Genomic DNA, 21,357 nt, shown 5'->3' on the forward strand with positions numbered 1-21,357 from the left:
ATCAGTACAAACTGTGCTCTGTGGCAGAACAATATGGGATCGTGGGCGGTACGGCCAGAGAGATTTCGGCGTCCGTCGAAAGCCGTGTGGCCGACGGCACGCTGCGGCCGGGCGCCTCGCTGCCTCCCGTGCGGCGGCTCGCCGAGGCGCTGGGTGTGAGTGCCGGGACGGTCGCGGCGGCCTACAAGGAGCTGCGCGGGCGCGGGGTGGTGGTGACGCTGGGGCGCGGCGGCACGGTGGTGGCGTCCGCCCCCGTCGTCACCTCGCGCCGCCCTCCCAAAGTGCCCGGGGGGCTGCGCGACCTGGCCGGCGGGCACCCCGATCCCGCCTGCCTCCCGGTGCTGGTCCCGCCCGCGCGCGTGGAGCCCGTACCCGGATCGCACCGCGCCGCGCCACGCTTCGCGGTACTCGAGGACGCCGTCCGCGCCTGGTTCGCCCGCGACGACGTGCCCACCGGCTCGGTGACCTTCGCCCACGGCGCTCTGGACTGCATCGCCAGGCTGCTCTCCACGGAGCTCAGACCCGGTGACGCCGTGGCCGTGGAGGACCCCGGCTTCCACCATCTCCTCGACCTCGTACCGGCCTTGGGCCTGCGTATGCTGCCGGTGGCCGTCGACGACGAGGGCATCCGCCCGGAGGCACTGCGCACCGCGCTCCGCGCGGGCGCCCGTGCCCTGGTGTGCAGCCCTCGCGGGCAGAGCCCGTCCGGCGCGCGCTTCACCCCCGGCCGCCGGGACGAACTCCTGGCGGTGCTGCGCAACTTCCCCGACGTACTGGCCGTGGAGGACGACCACAACGCGGACATCGCCGGCGCCGACGCGGTGACCCTCGCATCCGGCGGGCTGCCCCGCTGGGCGCATGTGCGTACGGTGTCCAAACACCTCGGGATCGACCTGCGCTGGGCCGCCCTCGCCTGCGACCCCGCCACCCTCGCCCGTCACGACGGGCGGATGTTGCTCACCTCCGGATGGGTCAGCCATATCCTCCAGGTGACCGTCGCGGACCTGCTGGCCGACCCGGCGGTGACCCGGCTGGTGGCGGGAGCGGCCCGCACGTACACCGCCCGCCGCGAGGCCCTGGGCGCGGCACTGGCGGAGCACGGTATCGCGTCCCACGGGGTGAGCGGTCTCAACGTGTGGGTGCCCGTCAGCGACGAGTCCGCCGTCGTCAACGCCCTGCGCACCCGCGGCTGGTGGACCGCGGCAGGGGCTCGCTTCCGCATCGCGTCCCCGCCCGGGGTGCGCGTCACCACGGCGACCCTCACCCCGGCCGAGGCCGTGCGTCTCGCAGAGGACTTCGCGGACGCGCTCGGTGACTCACAGGCGGTCTACGGCGGATAGGCACGGCCGGCCGGCCGGGGCGTCGCGCCGTACGAGCAACGACAGCAGTGCCGCCCCGGCGCAGAGGGCACCGAGAGCCACCCAGACGGGACCGTACGAACCGATCGCGTCGCGGGCGGCGCCCCCTCCGTACGCGGCCACCGCGGCGCCGGCCTGGTGGGCCGCGCCCACCCAGCCGAAGACCACGGCGCCGGAGTCCCCGTAGTACTCACGGCACAGCGCGACGACCGGCGGGACGGTCGCGAGGTCGAGCAGGCCGAAGGCGACGACGAAGACCAGCATCGACGGCTGCACCGTGGCACTCATCAGCAGGGGCAGGCACATCAGGAGCAGCCCGCGCAGGGCGAAGAAGACCGCGAGCAGCCGCCGGGGGTCGCGGCGGTCCGTGGCCCAGCCGGACGCGACGGTGCCGATCACGTTGAAGACCCCGATCGCCGCGAGGAGCGAGGACGCCGTGGTGGCGGGCATGCCGTGGTCGTGGGCGGCCGGCGTGAAGTGGGTCCACATGATGCCGTTGGTGGACGCCCCGCAGACGGCGAACGCACCGGCCAGCAGGCGGAAAGGGCCGGTGCGCACCGCGTCGCGCAGGACGGCGACCGCCCTGCGGCCCGCACCTTCGGAGGGCACCGGCCTCGGCACATGACGCTCGGCGCCGTAGGGCTCGCGGCCGATGTCGGCGGGGTGGTCCCGCAGCACGAGCCACATCAGCGGCGCCGTGGCGCACGCGGCGAGCACGAGGGTGACGAGGGACGGGCGCCAGCCGTGGTGGCCCACGGTCCAGGACAGGGCGGGAAGGAAGACCATCTGCCCGAAGACGCTCCCGGAGGCGAGCACACCGGTGACCAGGCCGCGCCGCCGTACGAACCAGCGCTGGGTGACGGTCGCGCCGAAGGCCGTGGACATCGAGCCCGTACCCAGACCGACGAGCAGGCCCCAGAACAGGGTGAACTGCCAGGCCGTGGTCATGACGGTGGTGAGCCCGGCTCCCGCCGCGATGACCAGGAGTGCGACGACCACGACGCGGCGGATGCCGAAGCGGTCCATGAACGCGGCGGCGAAGGGGGCGGTGAGGCCGTAGAGGACCATGTTCACCGAGGCCGCCAGGCCGATCGATCCACGGGACCAGCCGAACTCCTGGTGCAGCGGCCCGGTGAGCAGGCCCGGCAGCGTCGAGAAGGCGCCGGCCACGACGATGGCGAGCAGCGCGGCGGACGCCACCCACCAGGCACGGTGCCCGAGGCGGCTGCGGCGCGAGAGTGTCCTGACTGCATCCATGCGTTCGATCGTCATCGTGTTCCGGGGGACCAGCCACTGGCGAGATGGACGACTTGTGCAAGAATCTGGCCATGTCAGTCATGATCAGGGAGAAGCACCAGGTGGTGGTGCTGGTGCGGCCGGGTCTGCTGCCGATGGAGCTCGGGATCGTGCACCGGCTGTTCGGGCAGGCGGTCTCATCGTCCGGTGAACCCCTGTACGACGTCGTCACCTGCACGCCGTGGCCGGGGGTCGTGCCGACGGACACCGACTTCACCGTCAACGTGGCCAACGGCCCCGAGGCGCTGGAGAGCGCGGACACCGTCGTCGTGCCGGCCGCCCAGGAGGACTACGAGCCGCAGGAACGCGGCCGGATCAGCACCGAAGTGGAGCAGGCGCTGGCCCGTGTCCCCCGGCGGGCGCGGGTGGCATCGATCTGCACCGGCTCGTTCGTCCTGGCGGCGGCCGGGCTGCTGACGGGGCGGCGGGCCACGACGCACTGGAAGTCGTGCGACGAGTTCCGGGCGCTCTACCCGGAGATCGAGGTGGACGCCGATGTCCTGTACACGGATGATCGCGGAGTACTCACCTCGGCCGGTGTGGCCTCGGGCATCGACCTCTGTCTCCACATGATCCGCACCGACCACGGTGCGGAGGTCGCCAACCGCGTCGCCCGGGGGACCGTCGTACCACCGCACCGGGAGGGCGGCCAGGCGCAGTACATCGACCGCCCGGTCACCCCGCCCGAGCAGTGCTCGACGGGCCCGGCCCGGGAGTACGCGCTGCGCAACCTGGAACGCCCCCTGAAGCTTGATGAGTTGGCCGACCGGGCGTCGATGAGCGTGCGTACGTTCAACCGGCGCTTCCGGCAGGAGGCCGGGCTCACTCCCATGCAGTGGATCATCCAGCAACGCGTCGACAGAGCAAGGCGGTTGCTGGAGCGGACCGACCTGCCGGTGGACCGGATCGCCGCCGACGCCGGCTTCGGGACGGGCACCGCGCTGCGACAGCACTTCCACGCCGCGCTGGGGGTGTCGCCGCGCGCCTACCGGTGCACGTTCAGGGGTGCGGCCGGTTGACCCGGTCGCCTGACGGGTGGTCAGCTCCCTGAAGGGGTGCGGATGGCGGCGATGTCGAACTGCAGGCGGAGCCTCTCGCTCACCATGGCGCCGCCCTCGGCCAGACGGGCGTTGTAGGTCAGGCCCCAGTCGGAACGGTTGATGGTGGTGGTCCCGTCGAACCCGACGCGCTCGTAGCCGAACGGGTCGGTGACGTAACCGATGTACGTGAGGTCCAGGACCACGGGGTGGGTGACGCCCCGGATGCCGAGGTCGCCGGTCATGCGGTAGACGTCCTTGCCGATGAGCTGCACGGCGGTGCTCACGAAGCTGATGCGCGGGTGCTGTCCGGCGTTCAGGAAATCGCGCCCCACGAGGTGCGCGTCGCGCTGCTCGACACCGGTGTCGACACTCGCGGTGGCCAGCGAGATCTCGGCCCGGGAGCGGGCCGGGTTGCGCCCGTCGAAGTAGAGGCGGCTCTCGTACTCCAGGAACGCGCCGCGCACCGTCGTCACCATGGCGTGCCGCACGGAGAAGCCGATCCTGCTGTGCGCGGGATCGATCATCCACTCTCCGCTGAGGGCAGCCAGACGGGGATCGGGCAGAACCGCGGTACCTGCGGCCGCCGGGGCGGAGGCGGGCTCCTCCGTGCGGGGCTCCGGACGGCGGAGCAGGGAGCTGCGGCTGAAGAGGTTCATGAAACAGCTAGTTACTCTGAGGTAAGTCGCGCCCGCAAGAGACGATCAAGGAACCCGAACATTCGTGGTCAGACCTTCACAGGGTGACGCCGCGGCGAAGCGGTGGCGCAGGCCGTGGCGGTGGCGGAGAGTACGGAGCCGGTACCGACCGGCTGCTCGTCAGGTCGCGGGCCCGGTTCCGTCGAGGCGGGCCGACAGCCGGTGCGAGGCGGTGACGACGGCCTCCACCACCTTCGGCACCGCATCCGGCGGCAACCGGAACACGGGCGCGGAGACGTTGAGCGCGGCGACGACATCGCCTCGGTGGTCGCGCACGGGAGCGGCGACCGCGATCAGCCCCGGTTCCATCTCCTCGACGGCCACCGCGTAACCACGCGCACGCTCCGTGCGCAGGCGTTCCAGTACGGCCGGCACGTCCCGGGGCGCGGCGTCCGTTCCTGGCAGGCGAGCGTCGTCCGCGGTGACCAGCAGTGCCCCGGCCTGCTCGTCGGGCAGCCCGGACAGCAGGACGCGGCCGCTGGCGGTGCAGTTCAGCGGGCTGGTGCGGCCGATCCACTCGTGGGCCTGGAGCCCGCGCGAGGTCCGCTCGGTCAGCACCGTCACCACGCCGTGCCCGGACAGCACCGTGAGGTACGCGGGCTCGCCGACCTGGTGCACCAGCTCGCGCAGCACGGACGGGGCCTCGCGGTGCAGCCGGTCCTCGCCCGCCGACGCCGCCAGAGCCAGCAGCTGCCGGCCCACGCGGTAGCGCAGACCGCGCGGATCCCGCTCGACGAATCCTTCCTCCGCCAGGACTTTGAGGGTCCGGGACACCTGTGTCTTCTCCCGGCCCACCGCCTCGGCCACCTCCTGGACGCCCATGGGGCCCTGCCCGAGAACGCGGAGCACATCCAGCGCCCTGCGCACGCTGCTCAGGTTCTCGCTCACCATGGCACCACACTGACGCATCCGTGCGTATGGAGCAACTTGCGTTGTTCCATTCGCACCGGCCCGCTCTATGGTCGACGGCATGTGCGGAATCACGGCCATACACAGCCCCCAGGCAGACATACATACCGAGCGCGCCTTCTCGGCCGCGGACGAGATGCTCGACCGGCTGGCCCACCGCGGCCCGGACGACCGTGGGACGCGGACGGTCGGCGGCCACACCTGGCTCGGACACCGCCGGCTGTCGATCGTCGACCTCGACGGCGGACACCAGCCCCTCGGTGGCACGAACGGCGACGACGACTGGTCGCTCGTGTGCAACGGCGAGATCTACAACCACCAGGCCCTGCGCGACGAGCTGCCCGCCACGGCCTTCGGCTCCTCCTCCGACTCCGCCGCCGCCCTGGCCGTCCTGCGCACCGACGGGCCCGAGGGCCTGCACCGGCTCCGCGGCATGTGGGCCCTGTGCGCGGCCACGCCCGACGGCCGTTTCGTCGCCGCCCGCGACGCCATCGGCATCAAGCCCCTCTATTGGGCTCGTACGGACACGACCGTGCACTTCGCCTCGGAGCTGCGCGCCTTCGCGCCCGAGGCCCGGCCGAGCGCCGAGATCTTCCCGCCCGGACACCGGTGGTCGCCGGAGGACGGCCTGCAGCGCTTCGCCGAGGCGGTCCCCGTCCCCGCCGCCGAGCACGGCAGGACGGCGGACTGGAGCGGTGTGCCGCAGGAGGTCGTGGAGAAGGCCACGTTCGAGTCCGTCGCGGATTCCGTGCGCCGGCACCTGATGGCGGACGTCGAGGTGGGCGTGTTCCTCTCCGGAGGCCTCGACTCCGGTGTCGTCGCCGCCGTCGCCGCCGAGGCGTACGCCCGGCAGGGACGCAGACTGAAGACGTTCGCCGTCGGCACCGAGGGCTCCCCGGACCTGCGCGCCGCACGGGAGACCGCCGCGTACCTGGGTACCGATCACCGCGAAGCGCTGCTGGACGCCGAGGCGGCGCGGAACGTTCTCGACGACGTGGTGGCGTGTGTGGAGTCCTTCGACGCCAGCCTCATCCGCAGCGCGGTCCCCAACTGGTTCCTGTCCGAACTGGCCGCGCGGCACGTCAAGGTGGTGCTGACCGGCGAGGGCGCGGACGAGCTGTTCGCCGGCTACGGCTACTACCATGAGCAGCACGCCGCCCCCGAGGCCCTGGACGCGGAGCTCAGGCGCACCGTGGGCGCGCTGCACGGCCTCAACCTCCAGCGCTGCGACCGCGTCACCATGGCCCACGGTCTGGAGGCCCGTGTGCCCTTCCTCGACCACGACGTCGTGGCCCACGCCATGTCCCTGCCCGCGCACATGAAGCTGCTCGAGGAGGACGGCATGGAGAAGGGGCATCTGCGCCGCGCCTTCACCGGCCGGCTGCCGGCCGGCCTGCTGTGGCGCCGCAAGGAGCAGTTCGGCACGGGCAGCGGCGCGGAGAGCCTGCTCAGCCCGCTGTGGGACACCCGCATCACGGACGAGGAGTTCACCGCGGCAGCGGCGCGGGAGGACGCGCCGGAGCTGCGCAGCAAGGAGGAACTCGGCTACTACCGCACCTTCCGGAAGGCGTTGCCGGGCGTGCGTCCGGAGGCCGTACTCACCCGCTTCGCCACGGGGTGAGGGGCGCCCGGGGTGCGTGGACACCCGGTCGGGCACCGCGCGAGCGGGCCCATGCCTCCGCACCGGCGACGACGACATCGTCCTGCTGCGCGCGGACTCGGCTGCCTGGGCCCTTCCGCCGCGCGCCGACCACCGGCTCAGTCATGTCACCGGCCAATGGGCTGCGGAGACCCAACTCCGCCGCCAGACGCTGCCGTTCGGCCGGGCAGGATTCACCGGCGGGGCGGGACACGACTCGACGACCCTGCGCCTGGCGCCCGGGGAGACACACACCACGCCGCGTTTCGCCGGACTCCACACCCGAGGCGGCTTCGGCGCCGCGAGCCGTGCCTGGCACGCCTACACCCGTACGCATGTCCTGCCACATCCGGACGAGACACGTCCCGTGCTCCACAACTCCTGGGAAGCCACCGGCTTCGACATCGACGAGGGGCGTCAGATGGCCCTGGCGGCGCGAGCCGCCGCACTGGGGGCCGAGCTGTACGTCATGGACGACGGCTGGTTCGGCGCCCGGCGCGGAGACCGGGCCGGGCTCGGCGGCCGACAACGGCATCGACTTCCTCAAGTGGGACATGAACCGGCCGTTCAGCCAGACGGGTCCGTCCGGGCCCGGAGGTGACACCGCTTGTGGGGCACGTACGTGCACAACCTCTACGGCGTCATCGACCGGTTGCGCGCGGACCACCCCCGGCTGCGCGTCGAGGCGTGCAGCGGCGGTGGCGGGCGCGTGGACCTCGGCATCCTGTCCCGCACCGATCAGGTGTGGACATCCGACAACACCGACGCGGCCGACCGCATCGCCATCCAGCACGGTTACAGCCAGTTCTACCCGGCGTCGACCATGGCCGCGTGGGTCACCGACGTACCGAACGAACTCACGTCACGTTCGGTGCCGTTGGTTTTCCGGTTCCATGTGGCGACGGCCGGGGTGCTGGCCGTCGGCGGCGACCTCACCCGCTGGTCCGACGAGGAGATCGCCGAGGGTGCCGGGTTCGTCGGCGCGTACAAGCAGGTCCGTCATCTGGTGCAGCACGGGGTCCAGTACCGGCTGCGGCGACCCGTGGACGACGGGCCCACCGTCGTGCAGTACGCCTCGTCCGACCGGGCGGAGGCCTTGGTGCTCGCCTGGCAGCTGGCGCCTCGCCGGGGGCGGCCGGAGCTTCCCGTCCACCTCACCGGCCTTGACCCGGCCGCGGTCTACCGGGATGTGTCGGCCGGGGTGTCACACCACGCGACGGTACTGATGCAACACGGGTTGCCGCTGGAGCTGCCGGCGGGGGACCGGGCGAGCACAGCGGTCCATCTGATGCGTGTGTCCCCCTGTCGCTCCCGTCGGGCGGCCCCTGGAAGAAGCCGAGCGCTTCACGTCCCGTCGGCGCCGATGGGACGTGAAGCATGTTCCGGCCGGCCGCATACCACCGCGGACATGCGGCGGCCGTCGGAAACCGCCTGAGGGGCTGCTAGCAGCTGAGACCGTCTCCGGGCTCGACGCCCAAAACCTGGGTGAACTGCTCGTAGGTGTCGATACGGCTCTGGACCTGTCCGGGGTTGCCGCCGTCGCATTCCAGGCTGCCGTTGATGGCACGGATGGTCTCGCCGAAGCCGGCACTGGTGACCATCGCGTCGTGCGGTGTCATGGTGCCGGGCCCGCTCTGGGTGTTCCAGTACCACAGGCCCGTCTTCCAGGCGACGGACGCGTCGTTCTGGACCAGGTCGGGGTTGTTGAGCAGATCGATGCCCAGGGCGTCGCCCGCGCTCTTGTAGTTGAAGTTCCAGCTGAGCTGGATGGGCCCGCGTCCGTAGTACTTGTCGTTGCCTGCCGGGCAGCCGTACGGCTGAGTGGCGTCGCAGTAGTGCGGGTAGTTGGCGGTGTTCTGTTCGACGACGTACACCAGGCCGCCGGTCTCGTGGCTGACGTTGGCGAGGAAGGCGGCGGCTTCCTGCTTCTTCACCGTGTCACTGCCGGCATTGGCGAAATCCGGATAGGCGCTGAGCGCGGCCGTGAGACCGCTGTAGGTGTAGAAGGAGTTCCTGTTCGGGAACATATCCTCGAACTGGGCCTCGGAAAGCACGAACTCGGCGGCCGTGGGCTGCCCGTCCGTCTTCTGTGCAAGTGCTGCCGGGGCGAGGATCAGGGTGCAGAGGGTGGCGGCCGCGCCGGTGGCGGCCAGTAGTGCGAGCTTGCGGGACTTCACGGGATCGACTCCTGCAGGACGAGGACGAAGGCGAGGTGGGTGGGAGCTCGGGAGGGGCTTGTCGTGAGAAGCCCCTCCCGCGGACGGGCGAGACCGGCAGACCCGGGATGGGTCCACCGCTCTCCCGGCCTCACTCCACTCGATTTGTCAGGCGCCGACGTTGACGTCGATGCAGGCGTAGAACGCGTTGTCGGTGTCGGCCACGTTCCACACGGCGAGCACCTTCTGCTGCCCGGTGAGGCCGCCGAAGTCGATCTCGTGGTTCACCACGGCGCCCGGCTTGGCACCGCCGTCGTCGAACAGGGCGATCTGCTGACCGCCGACGTAGTACTCCCAGGTGGTGGTGGAGTGCTGAGCGGTGAGCTTCCAGGAGAACGTCGCGTTCTTCGGGACCGAGGTGACGGCCCAGCCCTTGCTGTCGTCGTCCAGCTCCGCGAAGCGGCTGTTCCCGCCGCTGCAGCTGGTCAGGCCCTTGGGGCCTTCCACGCTCTGGGGCTCGTAGGTGATGTCCCCGCAGGACACCGTCCCCGCGGCGCACTGGGCCTGCCGGCTGGGCGGATCCGAGATGTAGCCGTGTGCGCTCGCCGAACCGGCCGGCAGGCTGATCGCGATGACAGGGGCCAGGGCCGCACCGATCAGTGCTGCTGTCTTCCTACTGGCGTGCATACGTACTCCTTCACATCAGGCCGTCCCGGGGCGTGTGCGGTCATATGTGGGGGTGACCGCACGCGCCGGGTACGGCCTCTGGGTGGGGGCCAAGAGGCGCGAAGGTCACGCGCACTCACCGTCCTCGCCGGCGTGCAGAGATGCCGACAGGGCTCAACTCCGGAAGCGGAGCGGTGAGTTCTGTTGGACTAGACCATACAAGCCGACGTGTCCGTGTCAAGCATGTGCCGCGGTACCGCCTACGGGCGCCGGTCGGCCGCCGTCCCGGACGCCCCCGCCGGGTCCGGCGCGCGATTTTCCCTCACGGGGCGGCTCACTTTCCGGTGTGTGATGGCGAGGGCCGCGGTGAGGCTCTCCGTGAGGGCCGTGTCGTCGTGCTCCGCGCTCGCCCAGGCGATATGGCCGTCGGGGCGGACGAGGACGGCGCGGACGTCGGTGAACTCGGCCGGTGGCTGGTACGGGGTGGCGGTGTGGAGGTGCAGTCCTCGGCGCGCGTGCGCGGCGAAGCGGCCGCTGCCCGTGAGGTCCAGCAGGAGGTGGCGGTCGACGCGCAGCAGCGCGAACAGGCCGGTGTCGCCGAGGGCGAGGTCGGGGGCGCGGGTGCCGGTCAGCGGGTGGTCGCCGGGGGTGGTGGGCGGGTAGGTGACGGCGAGGGAGCTGACCTGGGCGGCCAGGTGGTCGTTGAGGTCGGGCAGGGTGGTGATCAGCCGGGCGAGCAGGCCGCGCAGGTCGAGGCCCTCGGGGGTGAAGGCGGTCATCAGGGCGACCTGGGCGCGGCTGGTGGCGGTGAGGTCGGCGCCGACGGGGTGGCGTTCGGCGTGGTAGGTGTCCAGCAGGCCGTCGGGAGCCCATCCGTCGAGGGTGGCGGCGAGCTTCCAGGCGAGGTTGGCGGCGTCCTGGATGCCGACGTTCATGCCGACGCCGCCGGCGGGGAAGTGCTGGTGGGCGGCGTCGCCGGCGAGGAGGACGCGGCCCTTGCGGTACTGGTCGGCGAGGCGGGTGGCGTTGCCGTAGCGGGAGAGCCAGACCGGGTCGCGCAGGCCGAAGTCGGTGCCCGTCATGGCGAGGACGTTGTCGCGCAGTTCGCCCAGGGTGAGGTCGCCGGGCCAGGTGGTGGTCAGGTCGCGGGGGGTGATGCCGACCAGGCGGTGAATGCCGCCGGGCATGGGGGCGGCCATCAGGGCGCCCGCAGGGCCGAAGTAGCTGTAGCCGGGGGCGGGCGGATTGTCCAGGACCACGTCGCCGAGCCAGCCCAGCACGGTGGAGGGGGTGCCGGGGTAGTCGATGCCGGCCGCGGGGCGCACGGTGCTGCGGGCGCCGTCGCAGCCGACCAGGTAGGCCGCCTGGAGGGTGGAGGGCCCGTGCGGTCCGGCGGTGTGCACGGCGACGTGGCCGGGGTGCTCGGTGAGGCCGGTGACCTCGTGTCCGCGCAGGATGTGCGCGCCCAGGTCGAGGGCCTGACCCTCCAGCAGTGCCTCGGTGCGTTCCTGGGGCAGGGCGAGGGTGTGGGGGAACGGGCTCGGCAGGCGGCGGAAGTCCAGGCGGGAGTCGAGGGCGCCGAAATGGCCTCCGGGGAGCGGTATGCCCTCGCTCACGAAGGGCTGGTGCGCGCCGCGCGAGGCGAAGGTCTCGATGGTGCGGGGGTGCACGGTCAGGGCGCGGGAGCGGGGGTCGCGTTCGGAGCGGGGCTCGATCACGGCGACGGTGATGCCCGCGCGGCGCAGTTCGCCTGCGAGCCACAGGCCCACGGGTCCGGCACCTGCGACGACAACCTGATAGTTCATGATCTTTCTCTTTCTCGACAGACTCTCTTGGTCGGTGACCAATGCTTGGGATGGAGTAAACTAGGTCAGTGACCAAGAGGCAAGCCGGAGAAGACACCGCGGGCCAGCTCACCCGCGCCGCCGTGATCGATGCCGCCCTCCGGGTGCTGGACGAGCGCGGCCTGGACGGGCTCTCCACCCGGGCGATCGCCGACCGCCTCGGCGTGCGGATGAACACCGTGCTGTGGCACGTGAAGACCAAGGCCCGGATGCTGGAACTGATGGCCGACGCAGTCCTCGCCGGTATCCGCTACGACGACCTGCCCGACGCCCCTCTGGCACGCGCCCGTGAGCTGGTCGGCCGCTACCGGCAGGCGTTGCTCGCCCGTCGCGACGGCGCCGCCCTGGTCACCGGCACCTACCCCGCCGAACCGAACACGCTGCGCTTCGCCGACCGCCTCGTCGACGCGTTCCTGGAAGCCGGTGCCGATGAGCGGCAGGCGGCGTGGACGGCTTGGACGGTCAACTACTTCACTCTCGGCCTGACCCAGGAGGAGCAGGCCGAGGGCGAGGAGGACGACGCGAGGCTCGCCCCGGCCGTCGAACGCGGCGCACACCCGGCGCTGCAGCGCGTCCTGCCCCATCTCCGGCAGAACTTCGACGAGCGCTTCGCCTTCGGCTTGGAGGCGGTTCTGTCCCGCATTTCCGACTGACAGCGCGCCCTCCCGGGGGCATCCGGACGCCGCACCGGCAACGGGCCGCGCACCCTGCGCCCGGCACACCCGGATCCGCCCAACTTGTCGACGGAGCGCACCCTCTCCTGGACAAGAAGGATCGGAGCCCGGCTCGGAACCTTGCATCGGGGTTCCAAGCCGGGTTCTCACGTGCCCAGCGGCTCGCGGAAGTGGTACGCGACGGTTCAAGCACGGCCCGCAGCCGGCCGGCGATCCGAGGCCAGGGCCGTGGCCGGCCCTGGTCGGGATTGGCATGAGTAGTGATTACAGCCCCGCGAGCGGGCCGGTGACGGCCCCGTCGGCACCCAGGAGGGTGAGGTTCTCGACGGCCGGGCCGACAGCCCACCGCTGCTGTCCATGCATCCCCGCGCCGGCTCTCAGCCCTTCAGCTGGGTGAAGCGAAGGTGGTTGCCGAAGGGGTCGCGCAGGCCGCAGTCGATTCCGTACGGGCGCTCCGTCGGCTCATCGGTGAACTCCACGCCCCGGGCCAGCAGGGTCTCGTACGTCCTGCGGCAGTCGTCCGTGGTGAGGATGAGCGCGCTGCCCAGTGCGCCCTTGGTGAGCAGTTCGCGGACCTGCTCGGCCGTCTCCTCGGACATCGCCGGAGGGCCCGGCTTCTCCAGCAGGACCTGGCGGTCGGGATGACCAGGGACGCTGACGGTGAGCCAGCGCATGAAACCCATGTCGACATCGGCGTTGACTTCGAGGCCCAGCTTGCCGACGTAGAAGTCGAGGGCCTGGTCCTGGTCGAGGACGTAGATCTGTGAGTGCGTGATCGCGTTGAACATGTCCATCACGCTAGTCGGCACATCCGGCGAAGACTTATCCAAAGCTGCTCAGCCGATGGCGGGTGCGGAAGGGCTGCACGCGCGCCGGTGGCTCAGGTGCTCGGCCGTGTCCACGACTTCGTGAAGCACGTGGGTACGTTCATGGCCGCGGTCTCCTTGCGGTACGTCGTCGGCGGCCGCCCCACGATGTCACGGAACGTGCGGCTGAACGTACCGGTGCTGCCGAAGCCGACCTCGTAACAGATGTCCGTGACGCTGTGGTCGCTCTCGCGCAGGAGGAACATCGCCCGCTCGACGCGCCGGCGCTGCAGAAAGCGGTGCGGGGTCTCCCCGAAGGTGGCGTGCGGGCGAAGTGCGCAGGCGAGACGTGGGCTGTCCGGGCCAGGGCCGGCACGTCCAGCGGCTGCGCGTACGCACGGTCCATGGCGTCCCGCGCCCGGAGCATGCGGCGGTTGGTCTCTTCCACGGTGCGGCTCACGGCACCATCCCACCACAGGACAGCGCGGTGCCGGGGCGGCGGGGGACCGTAGCGGTCTCCCGCCGCCCGAACGTGATCCGGCCAGGCTGAGACGCGATTGATCAGGCCCGGGTCACCGGTGTCTGCAGTTCCGTCACCCAGTCGTCACGATTTCCCGGGCACTCCAGGTTGATTTCGCGGGGGTATCCGGTCGACCGGTAGTCGTTTGCGTCGGTCCAGCGGGCCAGGGCCTGGGCGGTGGGAAGTACGGCGTCCATCGAACCGCGGTGCACGATGGTCGCTGCCTGATCAAGGGACGGCAGATCGAGGATCCGGAAGGTACCGTCCTGGAGAGGGGCGGAGACCTGGACGGTGGCATGAACGCTGATCCTGCCACCGCCCTCCGGGGCGTCCTCGTAGTACGCGATGCCGGGACCCGTGGGAGTGATACCCGCTGAGCCCAGGGATCGGAACAGCTCGTCGTAGAGCGGCCCGATGACCGAGCTGATGTCCTCGGGCTCGAAGCTCGCGGCGGTCGCGGTCAGCTCCGCCACCCGGACGGAAGGGACGCTCTTGATGACGACGTCGTTCGTGGGCATGTGCCCCTCACTCTCGATTGCTCGGAGCCTCGCCTCGACCTGGACCAGCCGTGCTCCTGCGGCAGCCACTGCGGCCTTCAGTCCGGCCTGCCGCAGCCGCAGCATGCCGCGCAGTTCCTCGAGGCTGACCTTCTCGTCCACGATGTCCTGGACCTGCTGGAGCGTGAATCCGAGGTCCTTGAGTGCGATGACCCGGTTGAGGCGGGCGAGCTGGGCAGCGGTGTAGTAGCGATAGCCGCTGGCGGGGTCGACGTGAGCCGGGCGCAGCAGTCCGACGGCGTCGTAGTGACGCAACATCCGGACCGAGACGCGGCCATGCCGGGCGAAGTCTCCGATGGTGAACATGATGTCTCCGAGCTGACCACCTGACACGGTGTGAGGGTCAAGAAGCTACTTGGCGGCCGGGCCAGCGGAAACGCGGGGCTTCATCGGCACAGTTGCACAGGTGTGCCCACAAGCCACCAGTCCGTGACGACGCATTGCCACGTGAGACATCTCTAGGGCGAGTTCGTTCTCGCCCTTCAGTAATCGAAGTTTTCGAGGCCGTGTTGACCCGCGTATCGCACCTGCTCCGACTGGTCGCGACTTGCGGCCACGAGTAACCGCCGAACGGCCTGAAGATGCCGGCCGGACACGTCGGTTCCCCCATTCAGGCCGCCTCGCCACACGATGTTGCCCAGGTCCCGCGTCACATGGTCGCGCACGACCTCGTCCGGCGAGTGGAACGCGCGCTCATAAGCGTTGAACACCAGGTCCAGTCCGCCGAGGCGCTCCAACGCATCTGCGATACCGTCCGACATTCTGATATCCATGTCAACGACGACCGTATCCCCGCTGTAAGCCCGCCGATCGGTCAGCAGTGCGCTTATCACCTCCTCGGCCCGCGGATCGCCGATATTCGCGAGCGCGGACATCAAAAACGAAGGTTCTTCGAAGAACGACGTGTACTTGTCCGCCACGCTGCGCTGGAGCAGCTGACACAACGGCTCCACCGCGCGGGCATCCTTGGTCTCTCCCAACACCTTCGCTGCCTCGCACCGGATACTCTCCGACGGGTCCTCCAACTGGTCACACAGGGCAGGAACTGCGTCGGGAACCCCGAGTTCGACAAGTGTCGTCATCGCTGCGATTCTCGTCGCCTCGTCTGCGTTTCGGTCTCGCAGCGAGGCGAGCAGCGGGCCGGGAGGGTTGTCGCGCACGAACCGGCGCCGCGTTTCTGCCTCGTGTTTCTCGTGCCGCTGCCAGCAGCGTTCACAGATGCGCCGGCAGTACGACCACTCGCCCACCCGGCGGTGCACTGCGACAAGCGTGCGCGGAAGCTCATGCCGGACCCTGCTCCCCGTGGCCTTGAACCGCCGATTGCATACCTGGCAGTAGTCCGTACCCGACCTCTGACGCATGCCTTCACCATAGTGACCGCCGACGACGGCGTCTCGACGCTTCCGGTTCACCCGGTTCAGGAGCCCGTACAGCCGGCGTCGCACGTGACCTTCTGATGAGCCGACGGCGATCGTGGAGCTGTTCTCCAGGGCTGCTTCCGCTCGGCCGGAAGGCCGGACGGGCGCCCCCGTCCGAGGTCAGCTGATCGATTCCTCTGTCACGGCGGTGGGAATGGAGATCCGCCAGGTGACGAACCCGGCCACGACGAGTCCGGCGATGGCCAGGAAGCTACTGGCGAGGAAGGGGGCGGTGCCCTTCAGAGCGGGGGCGAACCCGATGCCGACGTACAGCGTGATCCCGGTGGAGCCGCCCAGTTGGCCGGCGGCTCGCTGGACGCCGGAGGCAATGCCGGCGTCCTCCTCGGTCACGTTGCTCACCGCGACGTACTGCAGCCCCACGATCCCGAGCCCCATCCCGGCGGCGGAGCACCATGGCCGGAATCATCGCCCGACCGGTGGCCCCGACGTGTGGGACCAGGGCAATGGCAATCGCCAGAGCGGTGCAGCAGACCCCGGCCAGGACACAGACTCGGGCGCCCCACCGTCCGAGCACCCGGGGAACCAGCACCGAGGCCGCGATCAGAGACACCGCCAAGGGCAGCATCGTCAGACCGGCCTGGAGCGGGCCGACAGTGCCGATCTTGTCAAGACCTGTGGATGGGGGCGGGGCCGACCCAGCGGTGGTAGGCGTCTACGTCGACGTTGCTGCCGCACACAATGGTGACGACGTGACGGCCGGCGAAGCGGTCACGGTCTTCGAGGATCGCCGCGATGCCGAGGGCGGCCGACGGTTCGACGACGAGGCCGGCGTGGTCGAGGAGCATCCGCATACCGGCGGTGATCGACGCCTCCTGGACCAGGACGGCGTCGTCAGCGACCAGGAGGAGGTCGTCCAGGACGGCCGGGATGGGACGCCGGCCGGCGACGCCGTCAGCGATGGTGTTGGTCGAGTCGGTGGTGACGACACGTCGTTGGCGCCACGAGTGTGTCATCGCCGGTGCGCCCAACGGCTGGACGCAGATCACGTCGACTTCGGGTGCCAATGCCTTCACCACATGACCCACGCCGGTTGCCAGCGCCCCACCGCCGAGAGCAATCAGGACGGTGTCGAACGACGGCGTGGTGTCCACCAGTTCCAGGCCGATGGTCGCCGCGCCCTCACAGGTCTCGATGTCCAGGCTGTCTTCGACCAGCCGGATGCCGTCGTACCGTGCGATGGCAGCCGCCCGCTCGCGGGCCATCTCGTGGTCGCCGTCCACCAGCTCCAACCCGGCGTCCAGCGCCCGGATGCGATCAAGCTTGGCCCGGGTCGCAAAGCGGGATGCCACGACTGTGACGTCGAGCCCCCGGCCGCGACCGGACCACGCGAGGGCTTGGCCAAGGTTGCCCGCGCTGGCGCACACCGCAGCTCGCGAGGCATTCTCGGCGAGTAGGCTCGCGACTACCTCGGTGCCGCGGGCCTTGAAGCTGCGGACCGGGTTCGCCGTCTCGAGCTTGATGCTCACCGTGCACCCGAGGCCGGGCTCCAGTGCCTCGCAGCGGTACAGCGGAGTGTCGAGAAAGACCGGGTCGATTACCCGGCGGGCCGCCCGGATCCGAGCAATGTCGAGACGCGTCTCCTGCACAACACAACAGCGTAGCGCCATCGGCGCTGGTTCCCTGAGCAACCGTCCGCAGTTGCTGGTCGGTTGAGGTGTCACGCTGCGGCGGCTCGGCCCCCGGCAACTGGACCTTCGACGCCAGGACCGCCGAGGCCGGTGACCTCGACGGGCAGGGGTCTGACCGGCCCGAGCGCCGACATCACGGAGATCCGGTGGGCCACCGGCGCATCGAGGCGGCAGGTCTTGGCGTCACGCCCAAGAACCACCCCCGCTGGGTCGACACGATCGGCTGGGAGGAGCCCGCTCCGGCGGCTTCCGGCAACTACGCCTACTGGCTCGGCAGGCTGACCCTGTCCAGCGTGACTGGCGCCGGCAGAGGAACGCCTACGCCGAATCGATCCGGGCTGATCAGCTCCCCGGCCCGGTCACGGTGGGCGGGCGTACCGCGGATTCGAGCAGTGACAAGGTCCGCTGCTGCGCGTCGAGGGCGACGTGAGTCCCGACGGGCATCGGGAGGTTCGGGCCGGCGTGTCCGATCTCGACGTTACCCAGGACAGGGATGCCGCGGTCGCCGAGGGCGTCGAGAACTATCTCTCGCAGGGTCGGGGCCCCCTCGGGCGAGCCGAGTCCCTCGACCGCGGTCGGGACGCCCACGACCATGCCCGAGATACGATCGAGGATGCCGGCGTGCCGCAGGACCTGGAGGTAGCTCCACACATGTGAGGCGTGGCCGCCCACCTCCTCCCAGAACAGCACCGCGCCGTCGAACCGTTCGAGTGGCAGCGCGTATCGCGTCGCCTGGTTCAGCACGATGCGGTTGATGACCCCGCCGATCAGGCGGCCTTCGGTGCGACCGGTGTGCCAGCACTCCCACGACGGTCCGGCCGGGAGTGCACCGATCGGCTCCGGACCGGTCAGCAGCGTCGAGTAGAGCTTTTCGAGTTCCGCCCTGCGTGCGGTGGATGCGGCCTGCCAGTGCCCACCGAGCCCAGGGGTGGCCAGGTCGGTATGGAAACCGACCAGGCCCGTCTGCGCGTAGAGCATCAGATGCAGCAGCGAGATGTCGCTGTGGCCGAGGATCGGCTTGGGGTCGGCCCTGATCGCCTCGATGTCGATCAGGTCGAGGTAGCCGAGCGCGGTCTGGCCGCCGTCGTGCGCGATGATGGCGCGTACCTGCGGATCACGCAGGAGGGCGTTGAACTCCCTGGCGATCTCCGCCGGCGTCGCCGCGCTCCACCAGCGGTGCCGCCCCGCTTCGAGCAGCGGCGCCCGACGCACGCAGAACCCCATCCGCTCGAGCACGACCACCGCCTGTTCGAGGTCGGGCTCGAACCTGGCGTGCAGCGGCCCGGACAGCGATGCGACAACGACGAGATCTCCGGGCGCCAGGGCACGAGGCCGAAGCAGTTGGGGCAGCGCAGCAGTGGTCACCGAGGCAGTATCCCGACTCTCTCAGCACCACACGACGTGTTTTTCGAAGGCGCGCCTGCCAGGGTCTTCGCCTCCGGGTCACTACCGGGCGCAGAGGGATTCGGCGATCCCTGATTCCGGAACGGGCTGTGGAGACCTGCCACCGGCACTACTTCGATCGGTGCCCAAAGCTTCACGCAATCTCCCTATAGTGGTGCCGCGTTGATCGTATGGCCGCAACGCGCGAAGCCGTCTCCCAGGAGTCCGTACGATGACGACCCCCTCCTTATCAGCCGCGTCCGCCCCCGGCGGCGGCTGCCCCGCGCACGCCGCGAGCACCCCCGTGCTGCTCAGCGGGCCCGCGTTCCACACCGACCCGCAGGCGCTGTACCGGACCATGCGCCACTCCTACGGGCCTGTGGTGCCGGTCGAGCTCCCGGGCGGGTTCCCGGCCTGGCTGGTCGTCGGATACCGCGAGCTCCACCAGGTCACCAGCGACGGCGAGCTCTTCCCGAGGGACGTCGGACTGTGGAACCAGTGGGAGCACATACCCGAGGACTGGCCACTGCTCCCGATGGTGGGGAGGCCCATGCCGTCCATCTACTTCACCGCGGGAGCCGAGCACCGGCGCCACTCCGAGATGGTGGTACCCGCACTCGAGGCCGCTGACCCGTTCGAGATCCGGGGGCACTGCGAGCAGCTGGCCGACCGGCTCGTCGACGGCATCGCGGCCCGGGGCACCGCCGACCTCGTCGCCGACTTCGCCGAGCCGCTGCCCGTGCTCGTCCTCGCCCGCCTCGTCGGCTTCCCCGACGCGGAGGGGAGGGGCATCGCCCGGGTCCTGAAGGATCTGGCCGACGGGGGACCCGGGGCGCAGGAGGCGTACGGCCGTTTCGGCGAGCACATGCGGCGGCTGGTGGCGGCCAAGCGGACCACGCCGGGCGATGACGTCACCTCCCGGATGCTGGCCGACCCGGCGCCCTTCACGGACGAGGAGTACGCCCTCGACCTGATGGCCATCACCGCCGCCGGGCACCTCACCACCGCGGACTGGATCAGCAACTCCCTGCGGCTGATGCTCACCGAGGACCAGTTCGCCGACTCCCTCGCGGGCGGGCACCGCAGTGTCGGCGACGCGATGAAGGAGGTCCTCTGGGAGGAGAGTCCGACGCAGATCCTCGCCGGCCGCTGGGCGGTCCGCGACACCCAGCTCGGCGGCCGGACCATCCGTGCCGGGGACATGCTGCTGCTCGGCCTGGGGGCGGCCAACACCGACCCGCTGATACGTCAGGGGGCACTCTCCGAAGGCGCGGGGCACCACGCCGCCAACGGGGCGCACCTGGCGTTCAGCCATGGCGAGTACCGCTGCCCCTTCCCGGCACAGGAGATCGCGGAGACCATAGCCCGTACCGCGATCGAGGTCATCCTCGACCGGCTTCCCGACCTCGAACTCGCAGTCCCCGCCCAGGAGCTGGTCAGGCGGCCGTCCGCCTTCCTGCGCGGCATGAACGCGCTTCCCGTCCGGTTCGCTCCCGTACACACGACTGGAGACCTGCTGTGAACTGCCCTCACGCGACCGTGGTGATCGACCCCATGGTCCAGGACCTCGACGGTGAGACGGAGACGCTGCGGGGTTCCGTCCCGCTCGCGCGCATCGAGCTGCTCGGCGTCCCCGCATGGACCGTCACCCGGCATGCCGAGGCGCGACAACTCCTCCTCGACACACGCCTGGTGAAGGAGCTGGACGCGTGGGGACTCTGGCAGAGCGGGGAGGTCACCCACGCCTGGCCGCTGATCGGCATGATCGACGCCGGACGCTCCATGTTCACCGTGGACGGTGAGGAGCACCGCCGGCTGCGGACGAAGACCTCCCAGGCCCTCACCCCACGCCGGCTGGAGGAGATCCGTCCCGACATCGAGAAGTTCACCGAGGAACTGCTGGACGCGCTCGCCGCTCAGGGCGAGGACGGGGTCGTCGACCTCAAGGCGGTGTTCGCCCAGCCGCTCCCGATGAAGGTCGTCGGGCTGCTGATGGGCGTGGACGAGGTGCTGCACCCCATGCTGACCAGGCAGTACAAGGCCTTCTTCTCGATGCTCACTCCGCAGGAGGACCGGCTGGCACTGCTGGCCGAGCTCGACGTCTTCTACGCCGAACTGGTGCGGGAGAAGGCCGCTCACCCCACGGACGACCTCACCAGTGCGCTGATCCTCGCCGAGGAGGGCGGGGAGCCGCTCACGGAGGAGGAGGTGGTCGGCAACCTCAAGGCGATGGTGGCCGCAGGGCACGAGACCACGATCGGGCTCATCCTCAACGCCGTACGCGCACTGCTCGCCCACCCTGGTCAGCTGCGCAAGGTGCTGGACGGGGAGATCCCGTGGGAGACGGTCGTCGAGGAGACGCTGCGCTGGGACACGCCCACCACGCACCTGCTGATGCGGTTCGCCACCGAGGACATCCAGGTCGGCGACCAGGTGATAGCCAAGGGGGAGGGTGTGGTGATCTCCTACCGGGCCATCGGCCGCGACGCCGCCCAGCACGGGGACGACGCCGACGCCTTCGACATCACCCGGCCGACGCCGATCCGGCACATGACCTTCGGCCACGGGCCGCACATCTGTCCGGGTGCCGCGCTGTCCCGGGTCGAGGCCGGCATCGCGCTGCCCGCGCTGTTCGGGAGGTTCCCCGGTCTGAAGCTGGCGATCGCCGACGACGAGATCCGCAAGCTGCCGGTCATGACGCAGAACGACATGGAGGCCTTCCCCGTGCTGCTCCACGGCTGAGGAGG

General features: G+C 70.4%; 19 protein-coding genes and 2 pseudogenes. 8 read left to right on the forward strand and 13 right to left on the reverse strand.

Annotated features, from left to right (window positions below; genetic code table 11):
• Positions 1 to 20: 20 nt before the first annotated feature.
• Complete coding sequence (locus tag ACIREO_RS26340) at positions 21 to 1,340, forward strand: aminotransferase class I/II-fold pyridoxal phosphate-dependent enzyme (protein ID WP_404114452.1); 1,320 nt, start codon at positions 21 to 23, stop codon at positions 1,338 to 1,340.
• On the opposite strand, the gene ACIREO_RS26345 is transcribed toward ACIREO_RS26340, so the two are convergent.
• A complete protein-coding gene (locus ACIREO_RS26345; RefSeq protein ID WP_404114454.1) occupies positions 1,317 to 2,615 on the reverse strand; it encodes an MFS transporter in 1,299 nt (432 codons plus the stop codon). The genes ACIREO_RS26340 and ACIREO_RS26345 overlap by 24 nt on opposite strands.
• Positions 2,616 to 2,686: 71 nt before the next feature.
• Here ACIREO_RS26345 and ACIREO_RS26350 point away from each other — a divergent pair, with 71 nt between their 5' ends.
• Positions 2,687 to 3,673 (forward strand): GlxA family transcriptional regulator, encoded by a 987-nt coding sequence (locus ACIREO_RS26350; protein WP_404114456.1) that lies wholly within the window; start codon positions 2,687 to 2,689, stop codon positions 3,671 to 3,673.
• 20 nt (positions 3,674 to 3,693) lie between these two features.
• Here the strand turns inward: ACIREO_RS26350 and ACIREO_RS26355 are convergent, their stop codons facing one another.
• On the reverse strand, positions 3,694 to 4,350 hold the full coding sequence (locus ACIREO_RS26355; RefSeq protein ID WP_404114458.1) for a YceI family protein: 657 nt from the start codon (positions 4,348 to 4,350) through the stop codon (positions 3,694 to 3,696).
• Between the two features lie 159 nt (positions 4,351 to 4,509).
• Positions 4,510 to 5,280 (reverse strand): IclR family transcriptional regulator, encoded by a 771-nt coding sequence (locus ACIREO_RS26360; protein WP_404114460.1) that lies wholly within the window; start codon positions 5,278 to 5,280, stop codon positions 4,510 to 4,512.
• A 79-nt stretch (positions 5,281 to 5,359) separates the two neighbouring features.
• On the opposite strand from ACIREO_RS26360, the gene asnB reads away from it, so the two are divergent.
• From asnB to ACIREO_RS26375, 3 genes are read left to right on the forward strand one after another with little or no spacing between them, the layout of a single operon-like run.
• Positions 5,360 to 6,919 (forward strand): asparagine synthase (glutamine-hydrolyzing), encoded by a 1,560-nt coding sequence (gene asnB / locus ACIREO_RS26365; protein ID WP_404114462.1) that lies wholly within the window; start codon positions 5,360 to 5,362, stop codon positions 6,917 to 6,919.
• A gap of 16 nt (positions 6,920 to 6,935) precedes the next feature.
• Positions 6,936 to 7,538: an alpha-galactosidase gene (locus ACIREO_RS26370; protein WP_404114464.1), complete on the forward strand. Its 603-nt coding sequence runs from the start codon at positions 6,936 to 6,938 to the stop codon at positions 7,536 to 7,538.
• Positions 7,539 to 7,544: 6 nt separating this feature from the next.
• Positions 7,545 to 8,372: an alpha-galactosidase gene (locus ACIREO_RS26375; protein WP_404114466.1), complete on the forward strand. Its 828-nt coding sequence runs from the start codon at positions 7,545 to 7,547 to the stop codon at positions 8,370 to 8,372.
• 7 nt (positions 8,373 to 8,379) lie between these two features.
• Here ACIREO_RS26375 and ACIREO_RS26380 read toward each other — a convergent pair whose 3' ends face one another.
• From ACIREO_RS26380 to ACIREO_RS26390, 3 genes are all read right to left on the reverse strand, one after another.
• Entirely contained in the window at positions 8,380 to 9,114 is a 735-nt protein-coding gene (locus tag ACIREO_RS26380) for a chitinase (protein WP_404114468.1), read from the reverse strand.
• Between the two features lie 147 nt (positions 9,115 to 9,261).
• A complete protein-coding gene (locus ACIREO_RS26385) occupies positions 9,262 to 9,780 on the reverse strand; it encodes a lytic polysaccharide monooxygenase auxiliary activity family 9 protein (protein WP_404114470.1) in 519 nt (172 codons plus the stop codon).
• 239 nt (positions 9,781 to 10,019) lie between these two features.
• Positions 10,020 to 11,564, reverse strand: a complete 1,545-nt coding sequence (locus ACIREO_RS26390) for an FAD-dependent monooxygenase (RefSeq protein WP_404114472.1) — start codon at positions 11,562 to 11,564, stop codon at positions 10,020 to 10,022.
• Between the two features lie 68 nt (positions 11,565 to 11,632).
• Between ACIREO_RS26390 and ACIREO_RS26395 the strand changes: the two genes are divergently transcribed.
• A complete protein-coding gene (locus ACIREO_RS26395) occupies positions 11,633 to 12,256 on the forward strand; it encodes a TetR/AcrR family transcriptional regulator C-terminal domain-containing protein (RefSeq protein WP_404114474.1) in 624 nt (207 codons plus the stop codon).
• Between the two features lie 398 nt (positions 12,257 to 12,654).
• Here the strand turns inward: ACIREO_RS26395 and ACIREO_RS26400 are convergent, their stop codons facing one another.
• The 7 genes and pseudogenes from ACIREO_RS26400 to ACIREO_RS26430 form a co-directional block, all read right to left on the reverse strand.
• Positions 12,655 to 13,065: a VOC family protein gene (locus ACIREO_RS26400; protein ID WP_319713486.1), complete on the reverse strand. Its 411-nt coding sequence runs from the start codon at positions 13,063 to 13,065 to the stop codon at positions 12,655 to 12,657.
• A gap of 92 nt (positions 13,066 to 13,157) precedes the next feature.
• Positions 13,158 to 13,510: pseudogene (locus ACIREO_RS26405) on the reverse strand (helix-turn-helix domain-containing protein).
• Between the two features lie 134 nt (positions 13,511 to 13,644).
• Positions 13,645 to 14,466, reverse strand: a complete 822-nt coding sequence (locus tag ACIREO_RS26410) for a MerR family transcriptional regulator (protein WP_404114476.1) — start codon at positions 14,464 to 14,466, stop codon at positions 13,645 to 13,647.
• Between the two features lie 176 nt (positions 14,467 to 14,642).
• Entirely contained in the window at positions 14,643 to 15,419 is a 777-nt protein-coding gene (locus ACIREO_RS26415) for a HEAT repeat domain-containing protein (RefSeq protein ID WP_404114478.1), read from the reverse strand.
• Positions 15,420 to 15,698: 279 nt separating this feature from the next.
• Positions 15,699 to 16,206: pseudogene (locus ACIREO_RS26420) on the reverse strand (MFS transporter); the annotation flags it as partial.
• Entirely contained in the window at positions 16,205 to 17,185 is a 981-nt protein-coding gene (locus ACIREO_RS26425) for a threonine/serine dehydratase (protein WP_404114480.1), read from the reverse strand. The pseudogene ACIREO_RS26420 and the gene ACIREO_RS26425, both read right to left, overlap by 2 nt.
• A gap of 384 nt (positions 17,186 to 17,569) precedes the next feature.
• A complete protein-coding gene (locus ACIREO_RS26430; protein ID WP_404114482.1) occupies positions 17,570 to 18,592 on the reverse strand; it encodes an LD-carboxypeptidase in 1,023 nt (340 codons plus the stop codon).
• A 250-nt stretch (positions 18,593 to 18,842) separates the two neighbouring features.
• Between ACIREO_RS26430 and ACIREO_RS26435 the strand changes: the two genes are divergently transcribed.
• Together ACIREO_RS26435 and ACIREO_RS26440 are read left to right on the forward strand one after the other, a co-directional pair.
• Entirely contained in the window at positions 18,843 to 20,132 is a 1,290-nt protein-coding gene (locus tag ACIREO_RS26435) for a cytochrome P450 (RefSeq protein WP_404114484.1), read from the forward strand.
• Positions 20,129 to 21,352: a cytochrome P450 gene (locus tag ACIREO_RS26440; RefSeq protein ID WP_404114486.1), complete on the forward strand. Its 1,224-nt coding sequence runs from the start codon at positions 20,129 to 20,131 to the stop codon at positions 21,350 to 21,352. Before ACIREO_RS26435 ends, ACIREO_RS26440 begins: the two co-directional genes overlap by 4 nt.
• Positions 21,353 to 21,357 lie beyond the last annotated feature (5 nt).

The organism is Streptomyces sp. NPDC102441, assembly GCF_044765585.1.
Taxonomy (GTDB): domain Bacteria; phylum Actinomycetota; class Actinomycetes; order Streptomycetales; family Streptomycetaceae; genus Streptomyces.